The sequence below is a fragment of the Streptomyces sp. NPDC002958 genome (assembly GCF_055563255.1).
This window is the reverse complement of record NZ_JBVHDS010000010.1, coordinates 208420-226082: the sequence shown is the minus strand read 5'-3', so window position 1 is coordinate 226082 and position 17663 is coordinate 208420. Positions and strand designations below refer to the sequence as shown.

Here is a 17663-nt window from a genome sequence, read left to right as displayed (position 1 = left end):
GTCACCCGTTCCCGGCCAGCCGCAGCCAGCAGTTCTTCAGCACCGGTCGGCGGTCGAGACTCGCGCCGACCAGATAGGTGTTGGCGGCGGCGGACGTGTGCGCCGCGAAGTCGACGGTGCTGTCCGGGAACACCGGCCGGCTGAACCGGGCCCGCAGATAGTGGAGCCGGTTGTGCCGCTGGTCGCGCAACACGTTGACCAGCGCGCTGATCCCGGTGGCCAGCGTGCACATGCCGTGCACGATCCGGCCGGGGTGTCCCGCCTCGCGGGCTGCCTCGTCGTCGAGGTGCAGGGGGTTGTGGTCGTCCGCCGCGTCCGCGTAGCGACGCGGGGCGTCCGCGTCGAACTCGCAGCGCAGCGTGGTGGCAGGGGCTCCCTTGCCGGGCTGGGCCGCGCGGCGGCCGGCCGGCGGGAATCCGCTGCTGCCCTGCACGGCCAGAGTGCTCTCCATGGTGATCACCGGCCGTCCGTCGGCATCCAGCAGACGGCTGCGGATGATCGCCGCGTCGTTGAACCCGAAGCCCACCACATCGGCGACCGTCGCCTGCGCGGTCAGCTTCTCGCCCAGGTGCAGCTCGCGGTGCGCCAGCAGGCGTTGTTCCGCGTGCAGCACCCGCTGGTCCTCGGTACCCAGTTCGGGTGCCTGATAGATCGACCGCCACAGCGGCGCGACCAGCCGCACCGCGTAGAACGGCGACGCGGTGCCCCGGTCGATGTGCCGGCCGGGTTCGTCGTCGATCGCCTCGTGGTACGCGTTGCTCTCCTCGGCGTCGACGCGCAGCCCCACCGACTCGTACCGGCGGCCGATCAGAGCTCTGCGGTCTGGCATTCATCCTCCCCGTCCGGTCGGCTCGTAGCCGCGTGATCACCTTGCGCGACTGGCGTAGTCGCGACGGACGATAGGCGCTGCTGCAGATCGCTACAAAGATGCAAGTGCGGATGTATCTGTTGCATGCCACATCCTGCTTGTCGCCCGGGATTGCATGTGCGGTTTTGGATTTCATCCCCGGCAAGTGCGGTTCTGGGTTTGATCGGCCGAAGACGCCCGTGCTGAACTGCGCGTGCATGACACGTTCATCGGGTTCATTTCGAGTTCCTGCGTTTCCCGACGCGGGATTTCGACCCAGAGGAGGCTTGTGGTGTCTGTTGATCGTGGTGAGATCTTTGAGCGGCTGCGGGTGCAGATGGCGAAGAACTTGGAGATCGGTGTGGAGGAGATCGAATTGGAATCTCGCCTCGTCGATGATTTGGACGCCGATTCACTCGATCTGCTCGAGCTGATCCTCGCTCTGAAGGGCGAGTTCGGTATCGCGGTGAATGACGGTGAGGTCAAGCAATTGCTGACCGAGCTGGCCCGATTCCTGCCCGATGGGTTGGGCACCGACGGCCAGCTGTCCGATCAGGATCTGGCCGAGGTCTCGCGTCGGCTGTCGGTGGGGAACGTGGTCGAGTTCATCGCCGACCGGGTCGGTGCCGGTGTCTGAGCGGGTATTCATCACCGGGCTCGGCGCGGTGACCCCCGGCGGCTGGTCGGTCGAGGAAACCTGGGCCGGCGTGGTGGACGGCAAGCGGTTCGGTCAGCGCCTGGATCGGTTCCCGCTGTTCGACGCCGGCACCCGGGTGGGCGCCCCCGTGCCGGGCCGGGCGACCAATTCGGAAACCGCCTCGCACGCCATCGAGTTCGGGACCCATGCGGCGGCCGAGGCGCTGACGATGGCCGGGCTCGCGGGCGCGGACCGGGCGGTGGACATCGCCGTGATCGCGACGCACGGTGAGCGGCAGCTGCCCGGCCAGGGCCGGGTGGCCCAGATAGGCCCGGCCGAGGACATCGTGGCAGCCATCAGGCTCGCCTCCGGAGCACGCCGGGCCACGGGCCTGTACGGTGCGTGCGCCGGCGGCGGACTGGCCATCGGCTCCGCCATGAAACTCATCGAGTCCGGCCAGGCCGATGTCGTGCTCGCCGGAGGTGCCGACTGCCTGCTTCGCGAGATCGACTTCTTCTCGTTCTGCAGCCTGTACGCGATGACTGCGCGGGACTGCGATCCGGCCGAGGCCTCCTGCCCCTTCGACGCACGCCGGGACGGATTCCTGCTGTCCGAGGGCGCCGGGTTCGTCGTCCTCGAGTCACAGCGCCACGCCGAAGCACGCGGTGCCGAACCCCTGGCCTCCGTCGACGGATTCGGCTTCTCACAGAACGCCTATCACATGGTCGCTTCCCCGCCCGACGCGCTCGGCCCGAAGTACGCGATGAGCAGAGCGCTGGACGATGCGGGAATCAACCCGGCCGACGTGGACTACATCAACGCGCACGGCACCAGCACAAGAGACAACGACTGGTGCGAGACGCTCGCCATCCGGCTTGCGTTCGGTGCCGCCGCGGAGTCGATCCCGATCAGCTCCGTCAAGGGCTCGCTCGGCCACAGCATGGCCTCGGCGGGCGCGGTGGAGACCGTGCTGGCCGTCAAGGCACTGCGCGAGAGCGTGATCCCGCCGACGGTCAATCTCGGCACCCCGGATCCCAGGTGCGACCTGGACTACGTGCCGAACACCGCCCGTGAACGCGGCCTGCGCAAGGTCGTCAACAACAGCTTCGGGTTCGGCGGCCACAACGCGTCCCTCGTTCTCGGAAGTCTGTGAGGGAGAACATGACCAGCGAATCCACGCACGATTTCGCGCTGCTCTCCTCGATCAGTTCTGCCGAACTGCCCGAGGACCTCAAACAGCGTGCGAAGGCCGGTGTACCGCGCAAGGTGAGCCGGCTGCTGGAGCGCGCGTTCTACGCGCCGTTCGTGGCCGCGGTCGAGCTGGCGGACCGGGCCAAGGCCCTGGACAGCACCATCGATCTCGAGCGGTTCGCCCTGTTCACGGTGAGCAACTGGGACCCGTCCATCCCGATCCCGGACTTCGCGCAGGAGGACGCGCCCGACCTCGTCGAACGGCTCAGCCACTTCTACACACACCCGGCCAACCCGACGGACTGGCTGCGCCGGATGCCGAACAACCCGCTGTGCAACATCGCCATCACCACCGGCTTCCGCGGCCCGACCATGCACTACACCGGCGGCGCCGACTCGCTGTCCCTGCTGACCACGGTGGCCCTGTCCACACTGGCCAACGGCTCGGCCGGCGCGGCCATGGTGGTGGCCTTCGACCTGCCCGACGGCGACGAGCACCTGCTCGCCGAGGAGAGCGATTCCGCGGCCTGCGCGGTGCTGCTCGGCACCGGCGCGGGCGAGCGGACCGCCGCCGATCTGGCCGGCTTCGCCGCGGCGGCCGAGCCGGGAACTACCGCGGTGGGCGCGCTGGACGCCTTCATCGAGCACAGCAGGACCCGCACCGCCGAGCCGGCCGGGGAGCCCCGATGAGCACACAGGTCGCACTGGTCACCGGGGCGTCCGGCGCCCTCGGCGGGGCCTGCGCGAAAGCGCTGGACGCCAAGGGATACCGGCTGGCCCTGCACTGCACCAGTCACGAGGACAGGGCGCACAAGCTGGCCACCGAGCTGACCAACCCCTCCACCGTGGTACGCGCGGACGTCGGCGACTGGGCCTCGGTGACCGAGATGGTCGAGCGCGTGACCGACGAACTCGGCGCGGTGTCCGTACTGGTCAACTCCGGCGCCATCCGCCGGGACGGCCTCATGGCCACCCAGTCGGTGCAGGACTGGGCGGCCACCATCCAGGTCAACCTGATCGGCACGTTCCACACCAGCCGTGCCGTACTGCCGGCCATGCTGCGCGCCCGTTGGGGGCGCATCATCAACATCGTCTCGCCGGCCGGACTGATGGGGAGCAAGGGGCAGACCGCGTACTCGGCGTCCAAGGGCGGCGTCATGGCGATGACCCGGTCGCTCGCCCTGGAATGCGGGCGGCGCAACGTCACCGTGAACGCGCTGTCCCCGGGGTTCATGGCCACCGAACTCACCGACGATGTGCCCGACGAGGTGCGCAAGGGCTTCGCCGACCGCACTCCGATCCGCCGGTTCGTCACCCCGGAAGAGGTCGCCGAGGGCGTTGAACTGCTGGTGGATTCGGCCGCGATGACCGGACAGGTGCTGTCCATCGACGGAGGGCTGTCCATCTCATGACAACCAACGGCATCGACTTCTTCGGAGTCGCCTTTCCCGGCCAGGGCAACAAACGCCCGGCCGTGATCGAAGCGCTGGAGAGGTATCGGACGCACCCGGTGATCGCCGAATTCCTCGCCCGGTTCGGTGACGACCCCGAGGCGCTCGACTTCAACGACACCGCCGTCGCCCAGCCGGCGACCTACGCGGCCGGTATCGCCGCCGTTCAGGCCGCCTACGGCGAGCACCCCTCGGTGCCGCTGGTGATCGGGCACAGCCTGGGCGAACTGACCGCGGCGGCCTGCGCCGGAGTGATCGAGGTGTGGGACGGGTTCCGACTGGCCGTCCGACGCGGTGAGGTGTGCCGGGACCACGGCCGCGCCGGCGCGATGATCGCCCTGATGGGCGCCCGCGGCCCGGCCGTCGAATGGCTGCGCCGCAACGCGGTCGCGCAGACCGGTGGGGTGCTCGAGGTGGCGGGGCTGAACAGCACCCGGCAGACTGTGCTCTCCGGCGACCTGCGCACGGTGGACGCGGCCATCGCGCTCGCCGGTGACATGCAGCTGCTCGCGGAGGTACTGCCGATCGGCGGCTCGTTCCACAGCCCGCTGATGTCCGACGCGCTGCCGCACTGGCGCGCCGAGGTGGAATCGGTTCCCTTCCACCCGGCCCGATCCGTGTACATGTCCACCGTGGACGCCGAGGTGCACGACATCCCCGACGAGATCAGGGAACTGCTGATCCGGGCGCTGCTGCTGCCGGTGCGCTGGACCGACGCGGTGCGCGCGACCGGCGTCGACCGGCTCTACGACGCCGGGCCGGGCGACGCGCTGACCAGACTGGGCAGGAGAGAAGGCACTGTGCGATTCGCACCCGTTCCCGTGCCGGTGGGCGTCGGCCGGGCCGACGCGGACGTGGAGGCTCCGGCGTGACTGTTCTGATGTCCGGCGCGACCGGATTCCTGGGAATGGCGCTGCTTCGCAAGATCAGTGAGGCGAACGAGCCGGTGGTCGCCGTGATCCGTGGCCGGGACCATGACGGCCGGGCTCGGTCACTGGCCCGGCGCAGCGGCGCGGAGATCGAGTCCCTCCAGGGCGACATCCGCGCGCCCAAGTGGGGGTTGACCGACGCACAGGTCGATGGACTCAAGGGGCGGGTGCGGATCGTGCTCAGTGTGGCCGGTGATGTCGGCTGGTCCGCGCCGTGGTCGCGGCTTGCCGAGACGAACATCGACGGCGCGGCGCACGCGGCCGAACTCGCCCATGCCCTCGGCGCGAAGCTGATCCACGCCGGTTCGCTGTACGTCGGCTACGACTACGGGGCCGAGGTCGGCGAGTACCTGCTCGACGAGCGCGATCACCTGACCAAGTACGAACGGGCCAAACTGCGTGGCGAATGGTCCATCGCCAGACTCGCCCGCCGGTACGACCTGCCCGCGTTCATCGCCCGGATCCCGGCACTGTCCGGAGACCTCGAACCGGTCGCGGGCGGCGACAACGGCGCGCGCAAGGTGCCGCTGTCCCGGCTGATCACCAGCGGGCGCTGGCCCGTACTGCCATACAGCACCGGTGCCCGTCTGGACGTCTGCCCGCGGGACCTGGTCGCGGCCAAAGTGGTCGAGCTGTTCGACACCGAACCAGTGGACATCCCGGAGGTCCGCAACATCGGCCAGTCGGCCGCCGCGCCGATCGTCGAGGCCTTCATCCGGGAGGCCGCGGTGGCCAGCGAACGCGAGCCCAGTACGTTCCCGCGGCCCGTGCGGCTGCCCGCGAACTGGCTGAAGGCGGTGTCCCGGCAGGCCGACCGGCTCGAGGAGAGCCCGACCAACGCGGCGGCCATCGGACTGCGTTACTTCGCCTCCCGGACGGTCTACACCGGGGAGGGGCTGGGCCGGGACGTATCCGTACGCAGCCTGGTGCGCACCTTGGGCATGCCGTTGTCCGAGGAACCGGTCAGGCTGAACAGCTACTACTCGGGGTGGCCGACATGACCATGCTCGTCGTCGGGATCAGCGGTCACGTCGGCTCGTCCGTGGCCGCGCTGGCCGCGCAGCAGGAAGTCCCCCTGGTCGGTCTGGCCCGGAATCCTGCTCCCCACGTGGAAAAGTTCGCCAAGGTTCACCTCGGTGACGCACGGCGCGTCGATCTGGGTCTGGCTCCGGAGGAGGCCGACGCGCTGGCTGCCGAGGTGACCTCGATCGTGGTCGCGGTGGGCCGCTTCGACCTGTCCCTCTCGCTGGCCGACGCGCAGGCCGATCACATCGCCCCGCTGCGCGGGGTGCTCAAGTTCGCCGTGCGCTGTCCCAACCTGCGCACGGTGGTGCTGGTGTCCAGCCTGCTGGCGCTCGGGGACACCCGACAGCGGCTGCGCAGCGACCTCATCCCGGACACCATGCGGCACCGCAACTTCTACGAGTGGGCCAAGCTGCACGGCGAGCGCATCGCCCGCGCCTCCGGGGTGCCGGTGGACATCGTGCGCGCCGGGCATGTGGTGGCCGACGAGGACAACGGCGACAGGCCGGGCGAGCCGCAGGCGCTGTTCGAACTGTTCCGGCTGATGACTGCGGGCTGGCCGCTGGCCGTGGTGGGCAGCAACCGCTACTGGTCCTGCCCCGCCGACTTTGCCGCGCAGGTGGTCCTGGACCGCGCGCGGCACGGCACAGGCGGCTCGGCGGTGTGGGCTCTCGACCCGGCCTCGCCGACCTACGCGGAGATCTTCGATCTGATCAACGCTCGTTACGGGTTGCGGGTCAAGCGGGTACGCAGCGCCGGCCTCGCCCGCGCGCTGGCCGCGGTGGTCCGGCCCAAGTGGGTGGACCTGTCCATGAACCGTGAGGTGCTGGACTACTGCAACGCGCAGTGGGATCTGGAACTGCGGTGCCTCGACCAGTTGGTCGCCACCGGCCGGGTGACCCCGCCGCCGGACCGGGACTATCTCGTGCGGTCCCTTGACTACGAGTTCGCGCGACTGAGGGAGCAACTGCCGTGACGAGTCTGCCCGCCTTCTCGCTGGACACCCCGGCGACCGAGCGTGTGTCGGTCCACAGCGGACACAATTTCCGCGAGGTGGCACCGGAGCTCCTGTCCCCGCTGAGCTGGTCCATCATCGGACCGGGCATGGAGCGTGGATTCCGCGACGCCGCCGCCGACTTCGGCCGGGAACAGCCCACAGGGCCCCGGCCGCACTTCGTCAGCTACTTCGGTTTCCGCCCGTTCTTCAACATGACCACCGTCGAGCGGCTCGCCGACGAACTGCCTGTTGTCGACCCCGAGGACATCTGGGAGCTGCTGCTCGGCGGTGCCGGGCCGGACCGCCGACGGGAGAAGCGGCCCGGAAAACTCCATCGCGCCCGCCGGCTGCGCGGCGCGCTGTCCTTCCTCGGCAGCAACGCGCACGCCTTCGGCCGGGCCCAGGCCGACCTCGCCGCAGCCGAGGCGGCCACCCTGGACGCGATCAACTCCGGCGGCAGCTGGCAGGCCGGTTCGGCCTGCGACGCGGCCATCAGGGCCGGTCGGACCGCGTGGGCCCTGCACATCAGGACCACCAGCGTCGCTCTGGTCGCCGCTTCGGTGACCAAGCAGGTTTTGGGCCTGCAGTACGACCGGAGCACCGCGCTGGAACTGTTGCGGGCCAGCGCGCACCGCAAGGACGACGGCGGCGGTGCGAGCGCCCGCGGCGGCATCCTCACCGAGGACCTGCACCGCCTGAACAACTACGAAGTCACCGACGGCGGCGGGCCGTTCACCCGGTTCTCCTCGGCCGTACTGTCCTCGGCCGCGTCCGTGCTGCGTGGCAAGGGGGTGGCCGAACGAGCGGACACCGGACTCGACGAGGTCGGCATTCCGCTGGGCACGGCGCTCGGCCCCGTCTTCGACCGGACGGTCAGACTGCTCGGCCTCGCACTGGGCGAGCGGGAACGCTCCAAGGAGATCGGCCTGCGCGCGCTGCACTGCACCCGTGTGCTCCTGGACCGGGGCGCCTTCGGGGCCGATCCGGCCGAGGCCGCGCTGCTGGCCGTACAGGAGCTGCGCACACTGGATCCCCGGGCCCGCAAGCGGCTGGTGGACGAACGGGCCGAAGAGCTCGACGCGGCCGCCGCGCTCGACTACCCGGTGGATGTGCAGCAGAGCAACGGACTGTTGTCCGCCGCCCACCGTTCCCGGCGCGGCCGGGCCGCGAACGCCGGCCAGGCGCTGGCCCCCGGCTGGGCGGAGGGAGTGCTCGTCGAGGAGAGCGACGGTGAGGCCGGCCGCATCGTGGTCGGCGACCGGGTGGACGGCAACTATGTGCTCGCCGTCCTGCCGGACGGGGTGGTCAGCAAGTACGGCAGCGTGCTCTCGCACGTCGCGATCGTCTGCCGCGAACTGGGCATCCCCTTTGTCGCGGGGGTCGCCACCGACCCCGCCGACCTGGGGAAGCGGGCTGTGGTGGACGGCTGGACCGGCACGGTCGCAGTGGACGCCGGCAGCCCGACGGAGAAGGTGGCCTGACCGTGGCCCAGCGCTCAGCCGTCGGCGGCCGGGGACAGCAGGTGGAACGTACGACCGGTGACCAGCACGTACACCAGGTGCTTGCCGCCGTCCACGAGCAGCACCCGGCCGCTCACGCGCTGTCCCTTGCCGGACAGCGCGAGCAGCGCCAGCCACGGCAGCCAGATCGCGCCCAGGTGCGACAACTCCAGCTGCCAGCCGGACACACCGCGGCGCACCAGCGCCGCCCGGCTCAGGCCGCCGAGTGCGCCATAGCCCCAGTGCAGCGCCGCGTTCACCAGCTCGGGGGTGGCCTTCGCCGTGGCCGCCTCGTCGGCCGGGGCCCGCTGCCCGGTCAGCGCGGTGGCCACTTCGCCGGGCTGGGTGGTGATGCCGCCGCCGATGCCCCTGCGCTTCAGCTGGGCGCTGACCACGGAGTATCCGGCGGTGCCGACAATTCCGGCTACAACGGCCCTGGCTGGAATTCTGCCGAGCAACGGCATGATTTTCTCCCGGAGTTGATGAACTGACGCATCGAATTGACGCTGAGCAAAGTATTGATGTGCGAACCGCGATTCGGCAAGGGGCAAGGAAATGGTGACGGAAAACGCACCCGCGGCGCGCTTCGGTGCGGATAATTCGATGTGGGGCGTCATGGGTGCGCTCGGCCGGCTGGGAAAGGTGAAACTGTTCGAGATCTGGCTCGGACCGGTCATCGCCTGGGCACTGATTATCGGCGTGGACGGACTGCACCTGCGGTCCAGTGCCTTGTGCGCACTTTTCTTCGCGGTGATCGCTTTCGGCATGTGGGCCACTCATGCATTCGACGACATCACCGGATACCGGGACGGCAGTGATCTGCGCAATTATGCGCCGGAGAGGAATCGAAGCCAGGTCAAACCGCTGGTGCAGGGCCAATTGACGGTTCGGGCCGCGCAGATATTCGCATTCATCTGCGCGACGATAGCGTCGGTCTGCGTCGTACTGTTCTGCGTCATCGCGGATTTCCGACCGTGGTGGATCTTCGTCGGTGGCCTCGCCGTCGTCGTGCTCGGCGTGCAGTATTCGGCCGGCATCAACTTCAGCTACCGGTTCATCGGCGGCGGGGAAGCCGTCACCGGGGTCACGCTGGCGGCCAGTGTGCTGCTGCCGTACGCAGCCGCGACACAGCGGATCGGTGCGGCCGCCCTTATCCAGTCGGTGCTGTTCGGGGCCTGGCTCGTACAGGTGCTGATCTGCTCCAACAGCGCGGACGCCGACGACGACCGGCAGGTGGGGCGGCGCACGGTCGCGGCGCGCACCTCGCGGCGCGCCAACAAGGTGTTCGTGGCCGTGGTGTTCGGTTGCACCTGGCTGCTCGCCCTGCTCGGCACGGTGTCCGGTGCGCTGAGCCCATGGACACCGGTGCTGTTGCTGCCGGCCTGGGCGCTGCAGGCGTACGTGCTGCGCAACGGGATGCGCGGCCAGTGGCGGAACCGACGCAACTACAGCTTCCAGGCTCTGCGCCTGGCCGTGCTGGGACTGGTGATCGTCAATGTCCTCAACTGACCACGACGCGGTGGAAGCATTCGACGTGGTCGTCGTCGGTGCCCGGATCGCCGGGGCGGCGCTCTCGGCCCACCTGGCCAAGCAGGGCCTGTCGGTGCTGGCCATCGACCGGGCCGCCTTCCCGAGCGACACGCTGTCCACCCACCTGATCCAGGTCAGCGGAGTGCGTTCGATGCAGCAGCTGGGCGTGCTGGACCAACTGCGCCGGACCGGCGCGCCGTTCCTCACCGCGGCCAACGTGGTCTACGACGGGGTCGACCTGAGCACGCCGGTACGGGCCGAGGACGACTGGCCCCCGGGCGGCATCAGCATCAACCGGAACCTGCTCGACGAGATCCTGGTGAACGCCGCCCGCGCGGCCGGTGCCGAGATACGCACCCGCACCTCCCTGCGGGAGGTGCGGCGTGACGGCACCGGCCGGATCAACGGCGTGCTGCTGCGCACACCCGAAGGTCAACGCGCAGTCCACACCAAACTGTTGATAGGGGCCGACGGCCGCAACTCCAAGGTGAGCGAGCTGGTCGGCTCGCGCACCTACAACGTCACCGAAAACCAACGGTTCGTGTACTGGGCCGAGTTCGAAGGCGTCGTGGAGACCGGTCCGGCCTGTGTGCACCACCACCGGGACGGCGCCGCCCTGACCGTCGCGTTCCAGTCCGACGGCGGCCGCTTCGTGGTGATGATCTGCCCCGGACTTGAGGACTTCGCCGAATTCAAACGGGATCTGGAAGCCAGTTACGACGCCGCGGTGGCCGACTGCGCGCCGCTGAAACCCCTGTTGACCACGGCCCGCCGGGTCAGCCGGCCCATCGGCACCGCGTACGCGCCCGGCTACTTCCGTGACTCGGCCGGCTCGGGATGGGCGCTGATCGGGGACGCCGGCCACTTCAAGGACCCCACCCTCGGCCAGGGAATATCCGACGCGCTGCGGCAGGCCGAAATGCTGGCCGAACACCTGGCCACGGCCGATGTCGCGGACACCGGGCAACTGGATCGCAGACTGCGCCGCTGGCGCCGCTGGCGGGACCGGGATGCCGCGCCGATGTACTGGCTGGCCTGGGACTTCTCCAAGTCCGGCGAACTCCAACCGCTGGAACGGGCGTTGATGGCCTGCATCGCGACAGATCCCGTCATCCGCCAGCGGTTCGTGGACGGCGTGCTTTCCCACCGGGTGTCGCCGTACGAGGTGATCGGTCCCCGTCTGCTGCTGCGCACCGCCCGGCACATGCGCCGGACCGGACTGGGCGGCCGGGAAATCGCCCGCGTTCTCGGTGCCCGGCTGACCGCGGAACTGCGCCACCAGGTGCTGTTGCACCGGCCGCGCTACCAGCCGCTGCCCAAGCCATCCGGTGCGTCCTCGGCGGCCAAGGTGCGCTCCGGCGACGCCTGGGGCGGGGACATCGACGACGACAACACCGGTGTCGCACCGGCGGAGCGGACATGACGCACAAGAACAGGGAGCAGCTGTGAGGACAGACATAGAGTCGGTCGAATTCGCGCTGAACGCACGTGACTTCCGTGCCGACCCCTATCGAAAATACCGGGAACTGCAGGAGAACCACCGGATCTTCTGGCATGACGGCTACGCCGCGTATGTGGTGCCGCGCTACGCCGATGTGATGGACGTGCTCAAGAGCTCCAAGTGGAAGGTGCGTCCCGGCTCCAACTTCCTGGATCGCCAGCTGGCCGCCAACGAAACCGTCAACCAGCTGATGCAGGGCTTCTATTACTTCCTCGACGAGCCGGAGCACCGGCGGCTGCGCAGCATCGTGTCCACCACCTTCACCCCGCGGATCGTGCTGAACTTCCGCGAGCGGATCCAACAGATCCTGGACGAGCTGTTGGACGAGACGCTGGCCAAGAACGGCAGCGTCGAGTTCATGAGCGAGATCTCCTACCCGATGACCATCAGGGTGATCACCGAGATCCTCGGCGTGAGCAAGGAGGAGGACCACAAGTTCTTCGCGGACCTGGGCCTCGCACTGGCCGGTCTGCTGGAATGGGACGCGCCGGTGGACCGGGTGCTGGCCGGCGGCGAATCGATGATGGAGATCAGCAATCGCTTCGTCGACGTGCTGGAGGCACGGCAGGAGCAGCCACAAGGCGACCTGATCAGCGCGCTGATCCAGGCTCAGGCCGAAGGCCGGGCCTCGGACAGCTTCGAGATCATCTTCATGTGCGTGCTCCTGGTCACGGTCGGCTACGAGACGACCATGAATCATCTGGGCAACGGCGTGTTCTCACTGCTGTCCAACCTGGACCAGTTCGAACGGCTGCGCACCGAGCCCGGCATCACCTCGCGGGCCGTCGACGAACTGCTCCGTCACGAGGCGCCGGTTCAGGTCACCTCCCGGGTGGCCATCGAGGACATCGAGGTCGCCGGCACCACCATCAGGACCGGCGAACAGGTCGTGGTGCTGCTCGGCGGGGCCAACCGCGACCCCCGCGTGTTCACAGACCCGGATCGGCTCGACCTGACCCGGGAGAACGCCGGCAAGCACATGACGTTCGTGCACGGCCCGCACTACTGCCTCGGTGCCGCGCTGGCCAAGACCGAGGGCGAGATCATGTTCGACACCCTGGCCCGGCGTTTCCCCGATCTCCGGCTGAACGATCAGCACGAGTGGCGGGACACCGCCATCCTGCGGTCGCTCGACCGGCTGCCCATCGCACTGGAAGGCTGAGATGACCACCGACATGACACAGAACGTGCACGCGCGAGCCGCGCTGCGACTCGGGGGCTGGCTGGCCATCGCCGGCACGGTTCTCTCCCTCGTGGTCAATGCGCTGCATCCGCACCAGGACATCCCGACCGGGCCGTTCATGCACGAGGTGCACCACACCTCGGTCTGGATCCCGCTGCACGTCGGCATCGTCTTCGCGCAGATCCTGGACATGATGGCGATGCTTGCCATCGGCCGCACCCTGCGCAACACGGTCCGGTCCGACCTGGCGCACTACGCCGACGGCGCGGCGGTGCTCGCCGCCGGGGTGATGCTCGTCCTGATGGGACAGGACGGGTTCTCCACCAAGCACCTCGCCGACTACTACATGAACAGCACGGGCGTGACGCAGCAGGCCGCGTACCCGGTGGCCTACGCGTTCCTGCTCCTGCTGCTGGCCGGACTCGGCCTGTGGTACCTGGTGTTCTTCGGCGTGGCCATGCCGCTGTACTCCCTCGCGATGCTGCGCAGCGACCTCTACCCGCGCTGGCTCGGGCTGCTCGGTGTGATCGCCGGCTTCTGCGGACTGGTCACCGGCACCCTCATCTACGCCCTGGGCTCCTCCTTCCTGGTGACCACGCTGATGTTCCTGGTGTTCTCCGTGCTCGGCTTCGGCTGGCTGGCGTCCACCGGCGTGTGCCTGTTGCGGGCCGGCGGGAAGGGGACCACACCCACCGAGCGGCCGGCGGCCGATTCGCCCGATCAGTCACCGGCCGCGGCCGGCGTGACCGAGGAAGGGAAGTGACCGGGGTGAGCGCCGAGCAGCCGACCGGTACGAGCAGCCCAACGGCCAAGCAGGCGGCGGTCGCTGTCGTGCACCGGCTGTACGAGGCGTACAACGAGCACGACCTGGACGGTGTGCTGGCCTGCTGGCGGCCCGGTGGCGTCGAACACCTGCCGCTCGTCGGGGACATGGCTGTACCGGACCAACTGCGCGGACACCTGGCCGGTTTCTACGGCGCGTTTCCCGACGCCCGCACGGAGATCCTGGAACTGATCGCCGACGAGGACGGCAGGGTGGCCGCCCAGGTACGGCTGACCGGCACGTTCACCGGCACCCGGTTCGACGGGCTGCGCGCCAACGGCAGCCCATGGAGCGCCCGTATGGCGGAGTTCTTCGTCACCCAGGACGGACTGATCACGCGGATGGATGCCTATATGGACAACATGGATCTCGCGCGGCAACTCCAACTCCTGCCGCCCGAAGGCGGTCCGATGGAGAAGGTGCTTCGCGGCGCGTTCAACATGAAGGTCGCTCTCCGAGGGATGATCGGCTCGAAGTCCTGAGCCCAAGTGCGGATTTGGTGCCGTTTTGGATTTTCTTGTCAAGCGTGGGCACCGAAATCCATATCCCGTGGAATTGCGGCTGATACGGTCGACCGATGTCTGCTGGGGGTGGATGTGAGTTGGGGGAGAAACCACAGGTGAGAGACCGTCGGGTCGGTGCCCTCGAACGCAATCCGAAGTCGGTGCTCGCCGTCGCCGCGATCATTCTGCTGGTCACCCTCGGCTTCGGGGTCGGTGTCATCCCATCCCTTTCAGGCGGCGGATTCGATGCCACCGGTACCGAGTCGGACCGAGTGACGCAGGTCCTGCAGAGCGAGTTCGAGGTCGGGGACGTAGACGCCGTCTTCCTGACCACAGCCCGCGAAGGCTCCGTGGACAGCGGCGCGGCGAAGGCCGACGGCACCCGTTTCGGGAAGGAGCTGCGTGCCGAACCCGGCGTGGAATCGGTCACTTCCTACTGGGAGACGCCCGATATCGGCGGACTGCGCAGCCATGACGGCAAACAGGCCCTGGTGCTGGTTCAGCTGGACGGCAGCCAGAACGACAAGAGCTCGTGGCTGCGTGCGGCACACGACCGGTACGACCACGCGAAAGGTGCGCTCGGAATTCGGATCGGCGGTAATGCCGAGGTATTCCGGGCCATCCAGGACCAGATCGTTGTCGACCTGGTCATCTCCGAGGCGATCGCGGTCCCGCTGAGCCTGATCCTGTTGCTGTTCGTGTTCCGCAGCATGATGTCCGCGCTGCTGCCCCTGGCGATGGGCGCACTGTCCGCCGGTATCACATTCTTCGTGCTACGGCTGTTGTCGATGTTCACCGAAGTGTCCATCTTCTCGCTGAACCTGACCAGCGCGCTGGCTCTCGGGCTCGGCATCGACTACGGCCTGCTGGCGGTGACCAGATTCAGGGAAGAGCTGGCGGCCGGCCGGGCCGTCCCGGACGCGGTGCGGCGCACCATGCGCACGGCCGGCCGGACCGTGCTGTTCAGCGGCCTCATCGTGGGCCTGTCGCTCGCCACTCTGCTGCTGTTCCCCCTGCCGTTCCTGCGGTCCTTCGCCTACGCCGCGGTTCCCTCCGTCTTCGGGGCGGTCTTCGGCGCGCTGGTGGTGCTGCCCGCGATGCTGCGGCTGCTGGGCCACAACATCGAGAAGTGGCAGCTGCCCAGGCTGCCCGGACTCAATCCGAGCGAGGCGAGCTGGGGCCGGGTGGCCCGCTGGGCGATCCGCCGCCGGTACCCGGTGACCGCGTTGCTGGTCGTCGCGCTCGCGGTACTGGCCCTGCCGTTCCTGCACGTGAAGATCGGCAAGGACGATGAGAAGGTGTTGCCGGCCGATGCGCAGGTCCGGGCGGTGCAGCAGCAGATCAGGAGCGGCTTCGCCAGCAACACGGCGTTCCCGGTCCATGTCTACCTGCCGGGGCTCGGCGACACCCCGGACGGCAGGCGGGAACGGGCCGAGGTGCTCGCCGAGGTCACCTCGTTGCCCCACGTCAGCATGGCCCGCGCCGCGGACGGGATCTGGCAGGACGGCCGGCCGGCCTCATCACCGCCCGGTTCCGAGGCGGCGATGTCCAACAAGAACAACTCGTACCTCTCCGTGCTTCTCAAGCCGAACGTGGACGTGTATTCCACGCAGGCCGAGGAGACGGTGAGCGACATCAGGACAATCAGCTACGAGGGGCGGCACCCGGAGGTGTCCGGCGAATCGGCCCGGCTGGTCGACGACAAGCAGGTCATCGGCGATCGACTGCCATGGGCCATCGGGCTGATCATGGTCTTCAGCTTCGTACTGACCTTCCTGCTGACCGGCAGCATCGTCGTGCCGCTGAAGGCGCTGTTCCTCAACCTGCTCAGTCTCACCGCGACGTTCGGTGTGATGGTCTGGGGCTTCCAGGACGGGAATCTGGCGCAGCTGCTCGGGTTCACCTCCTCCGGCTATCTCGACAACGCCATGCCGGTGCTGATGTTCTGCGCCGCGTTCGGGCTGTCCATGGACTACGAACTGTTCCTGGTGTCCCGGATCCGTGAGGAATATCTGAAGAGCAAGGACAACAACGCCGCGGTGGTGGAGGGCATCAAGAAGACCGGTGCGGTGTTCACCTCGGCCGCGTTGCTGCTCGCCGTTGTGTTCGCCGGACTGATCGCCTCGCACGTCTCCATCATCAAAATGGCGGGCCTCGGTATCGTGCTGGCGATCCTGATGGACGCGATCGTGATCCGCTCGCTGCTGGTGCCCGCGCTGATGGGCATGATGGGCAGGGCGAACTGGTGGGCACCCGGATCCCTGCGCCGACTGCACAGCTCCGTGAATCTGTCCGAAGCGGACGACGAGGACGATGAAGCCGCAGGAACGCAACCGGCGGCCCGGGCCGGACACACCGCCAAGGTGGACTGAGACCATTGTGTGACGCCCGGCGTCCACGGCTCACGTACGGGCGAGAGTGCCCCTACGTGAGCCGCCCCACTTCGATGGCCGGGCAGCGGTCCATGACCATGTCGAGCCCGGCCGCCCGTGTGCGCTCGAACGCCTCGGTGTCGATCACTCCGAGCTGGAACCAGACCGCCTTCGCGCCCGCCGCCACCGCCTCGTCGGCCACGGCGCCCGCCAGTTCACCGTTGACGAAGACATCCACCACATCGACCGGGAACGGTATGTCGGCCAGCGAGGCATAGCCCTCCTCGCCATGGACCCGCTCCGCCTTCGGGTGCACCGGGACCACCCGCTTGCCGAAGCGCTGAAGCACCTCGGCGACGCCGTAGGCCGCGCGAGACCGGTTGTTCGACAGGCCCACCACCGCCCAGGTCTCGCCCGTGTCCCGGAGAATCCTGCGGATCGTCTCTGCGTCTGCGTACATGATCCGGACAACGGACGGCGGCTCCGGACCATTCCCGGCCGGGGCATAGGGTGGCCGGATGCAGGAGCAGTACCGGACAGTCGCCCGAGCGGGCGTGCACGAGACCGAGATCAACCGGTCGCGCTTCATCTGCGCGCTCGCCCCCGCCGCCACCGAGCAGGAGGCGCAGGACTTCATCGCACGCGTGCGTAGGGAACACCCGACCGCCACCCACAACTGCTTCGCCTACGTGATCGGTGCCGACGCGTCCGTGCAGAAGGCCGGCGACGACGGGGAGCCCGGTGGCACCGCAGGCGTACCCATGCTTCAGATGCTGACGCGCCGTGAGATGCGGTACGTCGTCGCCGTCGTCACCCGCTACTACGGCGGTGTGAAGCTCGGCGCGGGCGGACTGATCCGGGCGTACGGGGGAGTGGTCGGCGAGGCCCTCGACGAGCTCGGCACCATCACCCGGCAGCGTTTCCGCCTTGCCACGATCACCGTCGGCCATCAGCGCGCGGGCAGGCTGGAGAACGACCTCCGAGCCACCGGGCGGACCGTGCGCGAGGTCCGCTACGCGGAGGCTGTCATCATCGAGATCGGGCTGCCGGACGCCGATGTCGAGTCATTCCGCGGCTGGCTGGCCGACGCGACAGCGGGCGAGGCCCGGCTGGAGCTGGGCGGCGAGGCGTACGGGGACGTCTGACCGGGTCCCGACTTCCCCAAGAGGGCTTGCCA

The 17663-nt window shown here is 68.7% G+C and carries 18 protein-coding genes; 15 read left to right on the top strand and 3 right to left on the bottom strand.

The window, feature by feature from the left end; genetic code table 11:
• Position 1: 1 nt before the first annotated feature.
• Positions 2 to 829 carry a MaoC family dehydratase gene (locus ACZ3IC_RS20115; RefSeq protein ID WP_467417853.1) on the bottom strand — a complete coding sequence of 276 codons (828 nt, stop codon included), beginning with the start codon at positions 827 to 829 and terminating at the stop codon, positions 2 to 4.
• Positions 830 to 1061: 232 nt separating this feature from the next.
• Between ACZ3IC_RS20115 and ACZ3IC_RS20110 the strand changes: the two genes are divergently transcribed.
• The 8 genes from ACZ3IC_RS20110 to ACZ3IC_RS20075 are packed head-to-tail and all read left to right on the top strand — an operon-like array spanning position 1062 to position 8556.
• Positions 1062 to 1484 (top strand): phosphopantetheine-binding protein, encoded by a 423-nt coding sequence (locus tag ACZ3IC_RS20110; RefSeq protein ID WP_467417852.1) that lies wholly within the window; start codon positions 1062 to 1064, stop codon positions 1482 to 1484.
• On the top strand, positions 1477 to 2637 hold the full coding sequence (locus tag ACZ3IC_RS20105) for a beta-ketoacyl-[acyl-carrier-protein] synthase family protein (RefSeq protein ID WP_467417851.1): 1161 nt from the start codon (positions 1477 to 1479) through the stop codon (positions 2635 to 2637). Before ACZ3IC_RS20110 ends, ACZ3IC_RS20105 begins: the two co-directional genes overlap by 8 nt.
• An 8-nt stretch (positions 2638 to 2645) precedes the next feature.
• A complete protein-coding gene (locus tag ACZ3IC_RS20100) occupies positions 2646 to 3365 on the top strand; it encodes a hypothetical protein (RefSeq protein ID WP_467417850.1) in 720 nt (239 codons plus the stop codon).
• Positions 3362 to 4087: a 3-oxoacyl-ACP reductase family protein gene (locus ACZ3IC_RS20095; protein ID WP_467417849.1), complete on the top strand. Its 726-nt coding sequence runs from the start codon at positions 3362 to 3364 to the stop codon at positions 4085 to 4087. Before ACZ3IC_RS20100 ends, ACZ3IC_RS20095 begins: the two co-directional genes overlap by 4 nt.
• Positions 4084 to 4998 carry an ACP S-malonyltransferase gene (locus ACZ3IC_RS20090; RefSeq protein WP_467417848.1) on the top strand — a complete coding sequence of 305 codons (915 nt, stop codon included), beginning with the start codon at positions 4084 to 4086 and terminating at the stop codon, positions 4996 to 4998. The genes ACZ3IC_RS20095 and ACZ3IC_RS20090 overlap by 4 nt, the downstream gene beginning before the upstream one ends.
• A complete protein-coding gene (locus ACZ3IC_RS20085; RefSeq protein ID WP_467417847.1) occupies positions 4995 to 6056 on the top strand; it encodes an SDR family oxidoreductase in 1062 nt (353 codons plus the stop codon). The genes ACZ3IC_RS20090 and ACZ3IC_RS20085 overlap by 4 nt, the downstream gene beginning before the upstream one ends.
• The gene (locus ACZ3IC_RS20080; RefSeq protein ID WP_467417846.1) at positions 6053 to 7054 is read left to right on the top strand and encodes an NAD-dependent epimerase/dehydratase family protein; all 1002 of its coding nucleotides are present in this window, start codon (positions 6053 to 6055) and stop codon (positions 7052 to 7054) included. The genes ACZ3IC_RS20085 and ACZ3IC_RS20080 overlap by 4 nt, the downstream gene beginning before the upstream one ends.
• On the top strand, positions 7051 to 8556 hold the full coding sequence (locus ACZ3IC_RS20075) for a PEP-utilizing enzyme (protein WP_467417845.1): 1506 nt from the start codon (positions 7051 to 7053) through the stop codon (positions 8554 to 8556). Before ACZ3IC_RS20080 ends, ACZ3IC_RS20075 begins: the two co-directional genes overlap by 4 nt.
• A gap of 14 nt (positions 8557 to 8570) precedes the next feature.
• On the opposite strand, the gene ACZ3IC_RS20070 is transcribed toward ACZ3IC_RS20075, so the two are convergent.
• Positions 8571 to 9038: a hypothetical protein gene (locus ACZ3IC_RS20070; RefSeq protein WP_467417844.1), complete on the bottom strand. Its 468-nt coding sequence runs from the start codon at positions 9036 to 9038 to the stop codon at positions 8571 to 8573.
• Positions 9039 to 9129: 91 nt separating this feature from the next.
• Between ACZ3IC_RS20070 and ACZ3IC_RS20065 the strand changes: the two genes are divergently transcribed.
• From ACZ3IC_RS20065 to ACZ3IC_RS20040, 6 genes are all read left to right on the top strand, one after another.
• Positions 9130 to 10083 carry a prenyltransferase gene (locus tag ACZ3IC_RS20065; protein ID WP_467417843.1) on the top strand — a complete coding sequence of 318 codons (954 nt, stop codon included), beginning with the start codon at positions 9130 to 9132 and terminating at the stop codon, positions 10081 to 10083.
• On the top strand, positions 10070 to 11527 hold the full coding sequence (locus ACZ3IC_RS20060; RefSeq protein ID WP_467417841.1) for an NAD(P)/FAD-dependent oxidoreductase: 1458 nt from the start codon (positions 10070 to 10072) through the stop codon (positions 11525 to 11527). Before ACZ3IC_RS20065 ends, ACZ3IC_RS20060 begins: the two co-directional genes overlap by 14 nt.
• 22 nt (positions 11528 to 11549) lie before the next feature.
• Positions 11550 to 12767, top strand: a complete 1218-nt coding sequence (locus ACZ3IC_RS20055) for a cytochrome P450 (RefSeq protein WP_467417840.1) — start codon at positions 11550 to 11552, stop codon at positions 12765 to 12767.
• Positions 12768 to 12780: 13 nt separating this feature from the next.
• Complete coding sequence (locus tag ACZ3IC_RS20050) at positions 12781 to 13551, top strand: hypothetical protein (RefSeq protein ID WP_467417838.1); 771 nt, start codon at positions 12781 to 12783, stop codon at positions 13549 to 13551.
• The gene (locus ACZ3IC_RS20045; protein ID WP_467417836.1) at positions 13548 to 14093 is read left to right on the top strand and encodes an ester cyclase; all 546 of its coding nucleotides are present in this window, start codon (positions 13548 to 13550) and stop codon (positions 14091 to 14093) included. Before ACZ3IC_RS20050 ends, ACZ3IC_RS20045 begins: the two co-directional genes overlap by 4 nt.
• Positions 14094 to 14230: 137 nt before the next feature.
• On the top strand, positions 14231 to 16486 hold the full coding sequence (locus tag ACZ3IC_RS20040) for an MMPL family transporter (protein WP_467417834.1): 2256 nt from the start codon (positions 14231 to 14233) through the stop codon (positions 16484 to 16486).
• A gap of 52 nt (positions 16487 to 16538) precedes the next feature.
• On the opposite strand, the gene ACZ3IC_RS20035 is transcribed toward ACZ3IC_RS20040, so the two are convergent.
• On the bottom strand, positions 16539 to 16946 hold the full coding sequence (locus ACZ3IC_RS20035; RefSeq protein ID WP_467417832.1) for a CoA-binding protein: 408 nt from the start codon (positions 16944 to 16946) through the stop codon (positions 16539 to 16541).
• Between the two features lie 58 nt (positions 16947 to 17004).
• Between ACZ3IC_RS20035 and ACZ3IC_RS20030 the strand changes: the two genes are divergently transcribed.
• Positions 17005 to 17631, top strand: a complete 627-nt coding sequence (locus tag ACZ3IC_RS20030) for a YigZ family protein (protein WP_467417831.1) — start codon at positions 17005 to 17007, stop codon at positions 17629 to 17631.
• The last annotated feature ends 32 nt before the right edge of the window (positions 17632 to 17663 follow it).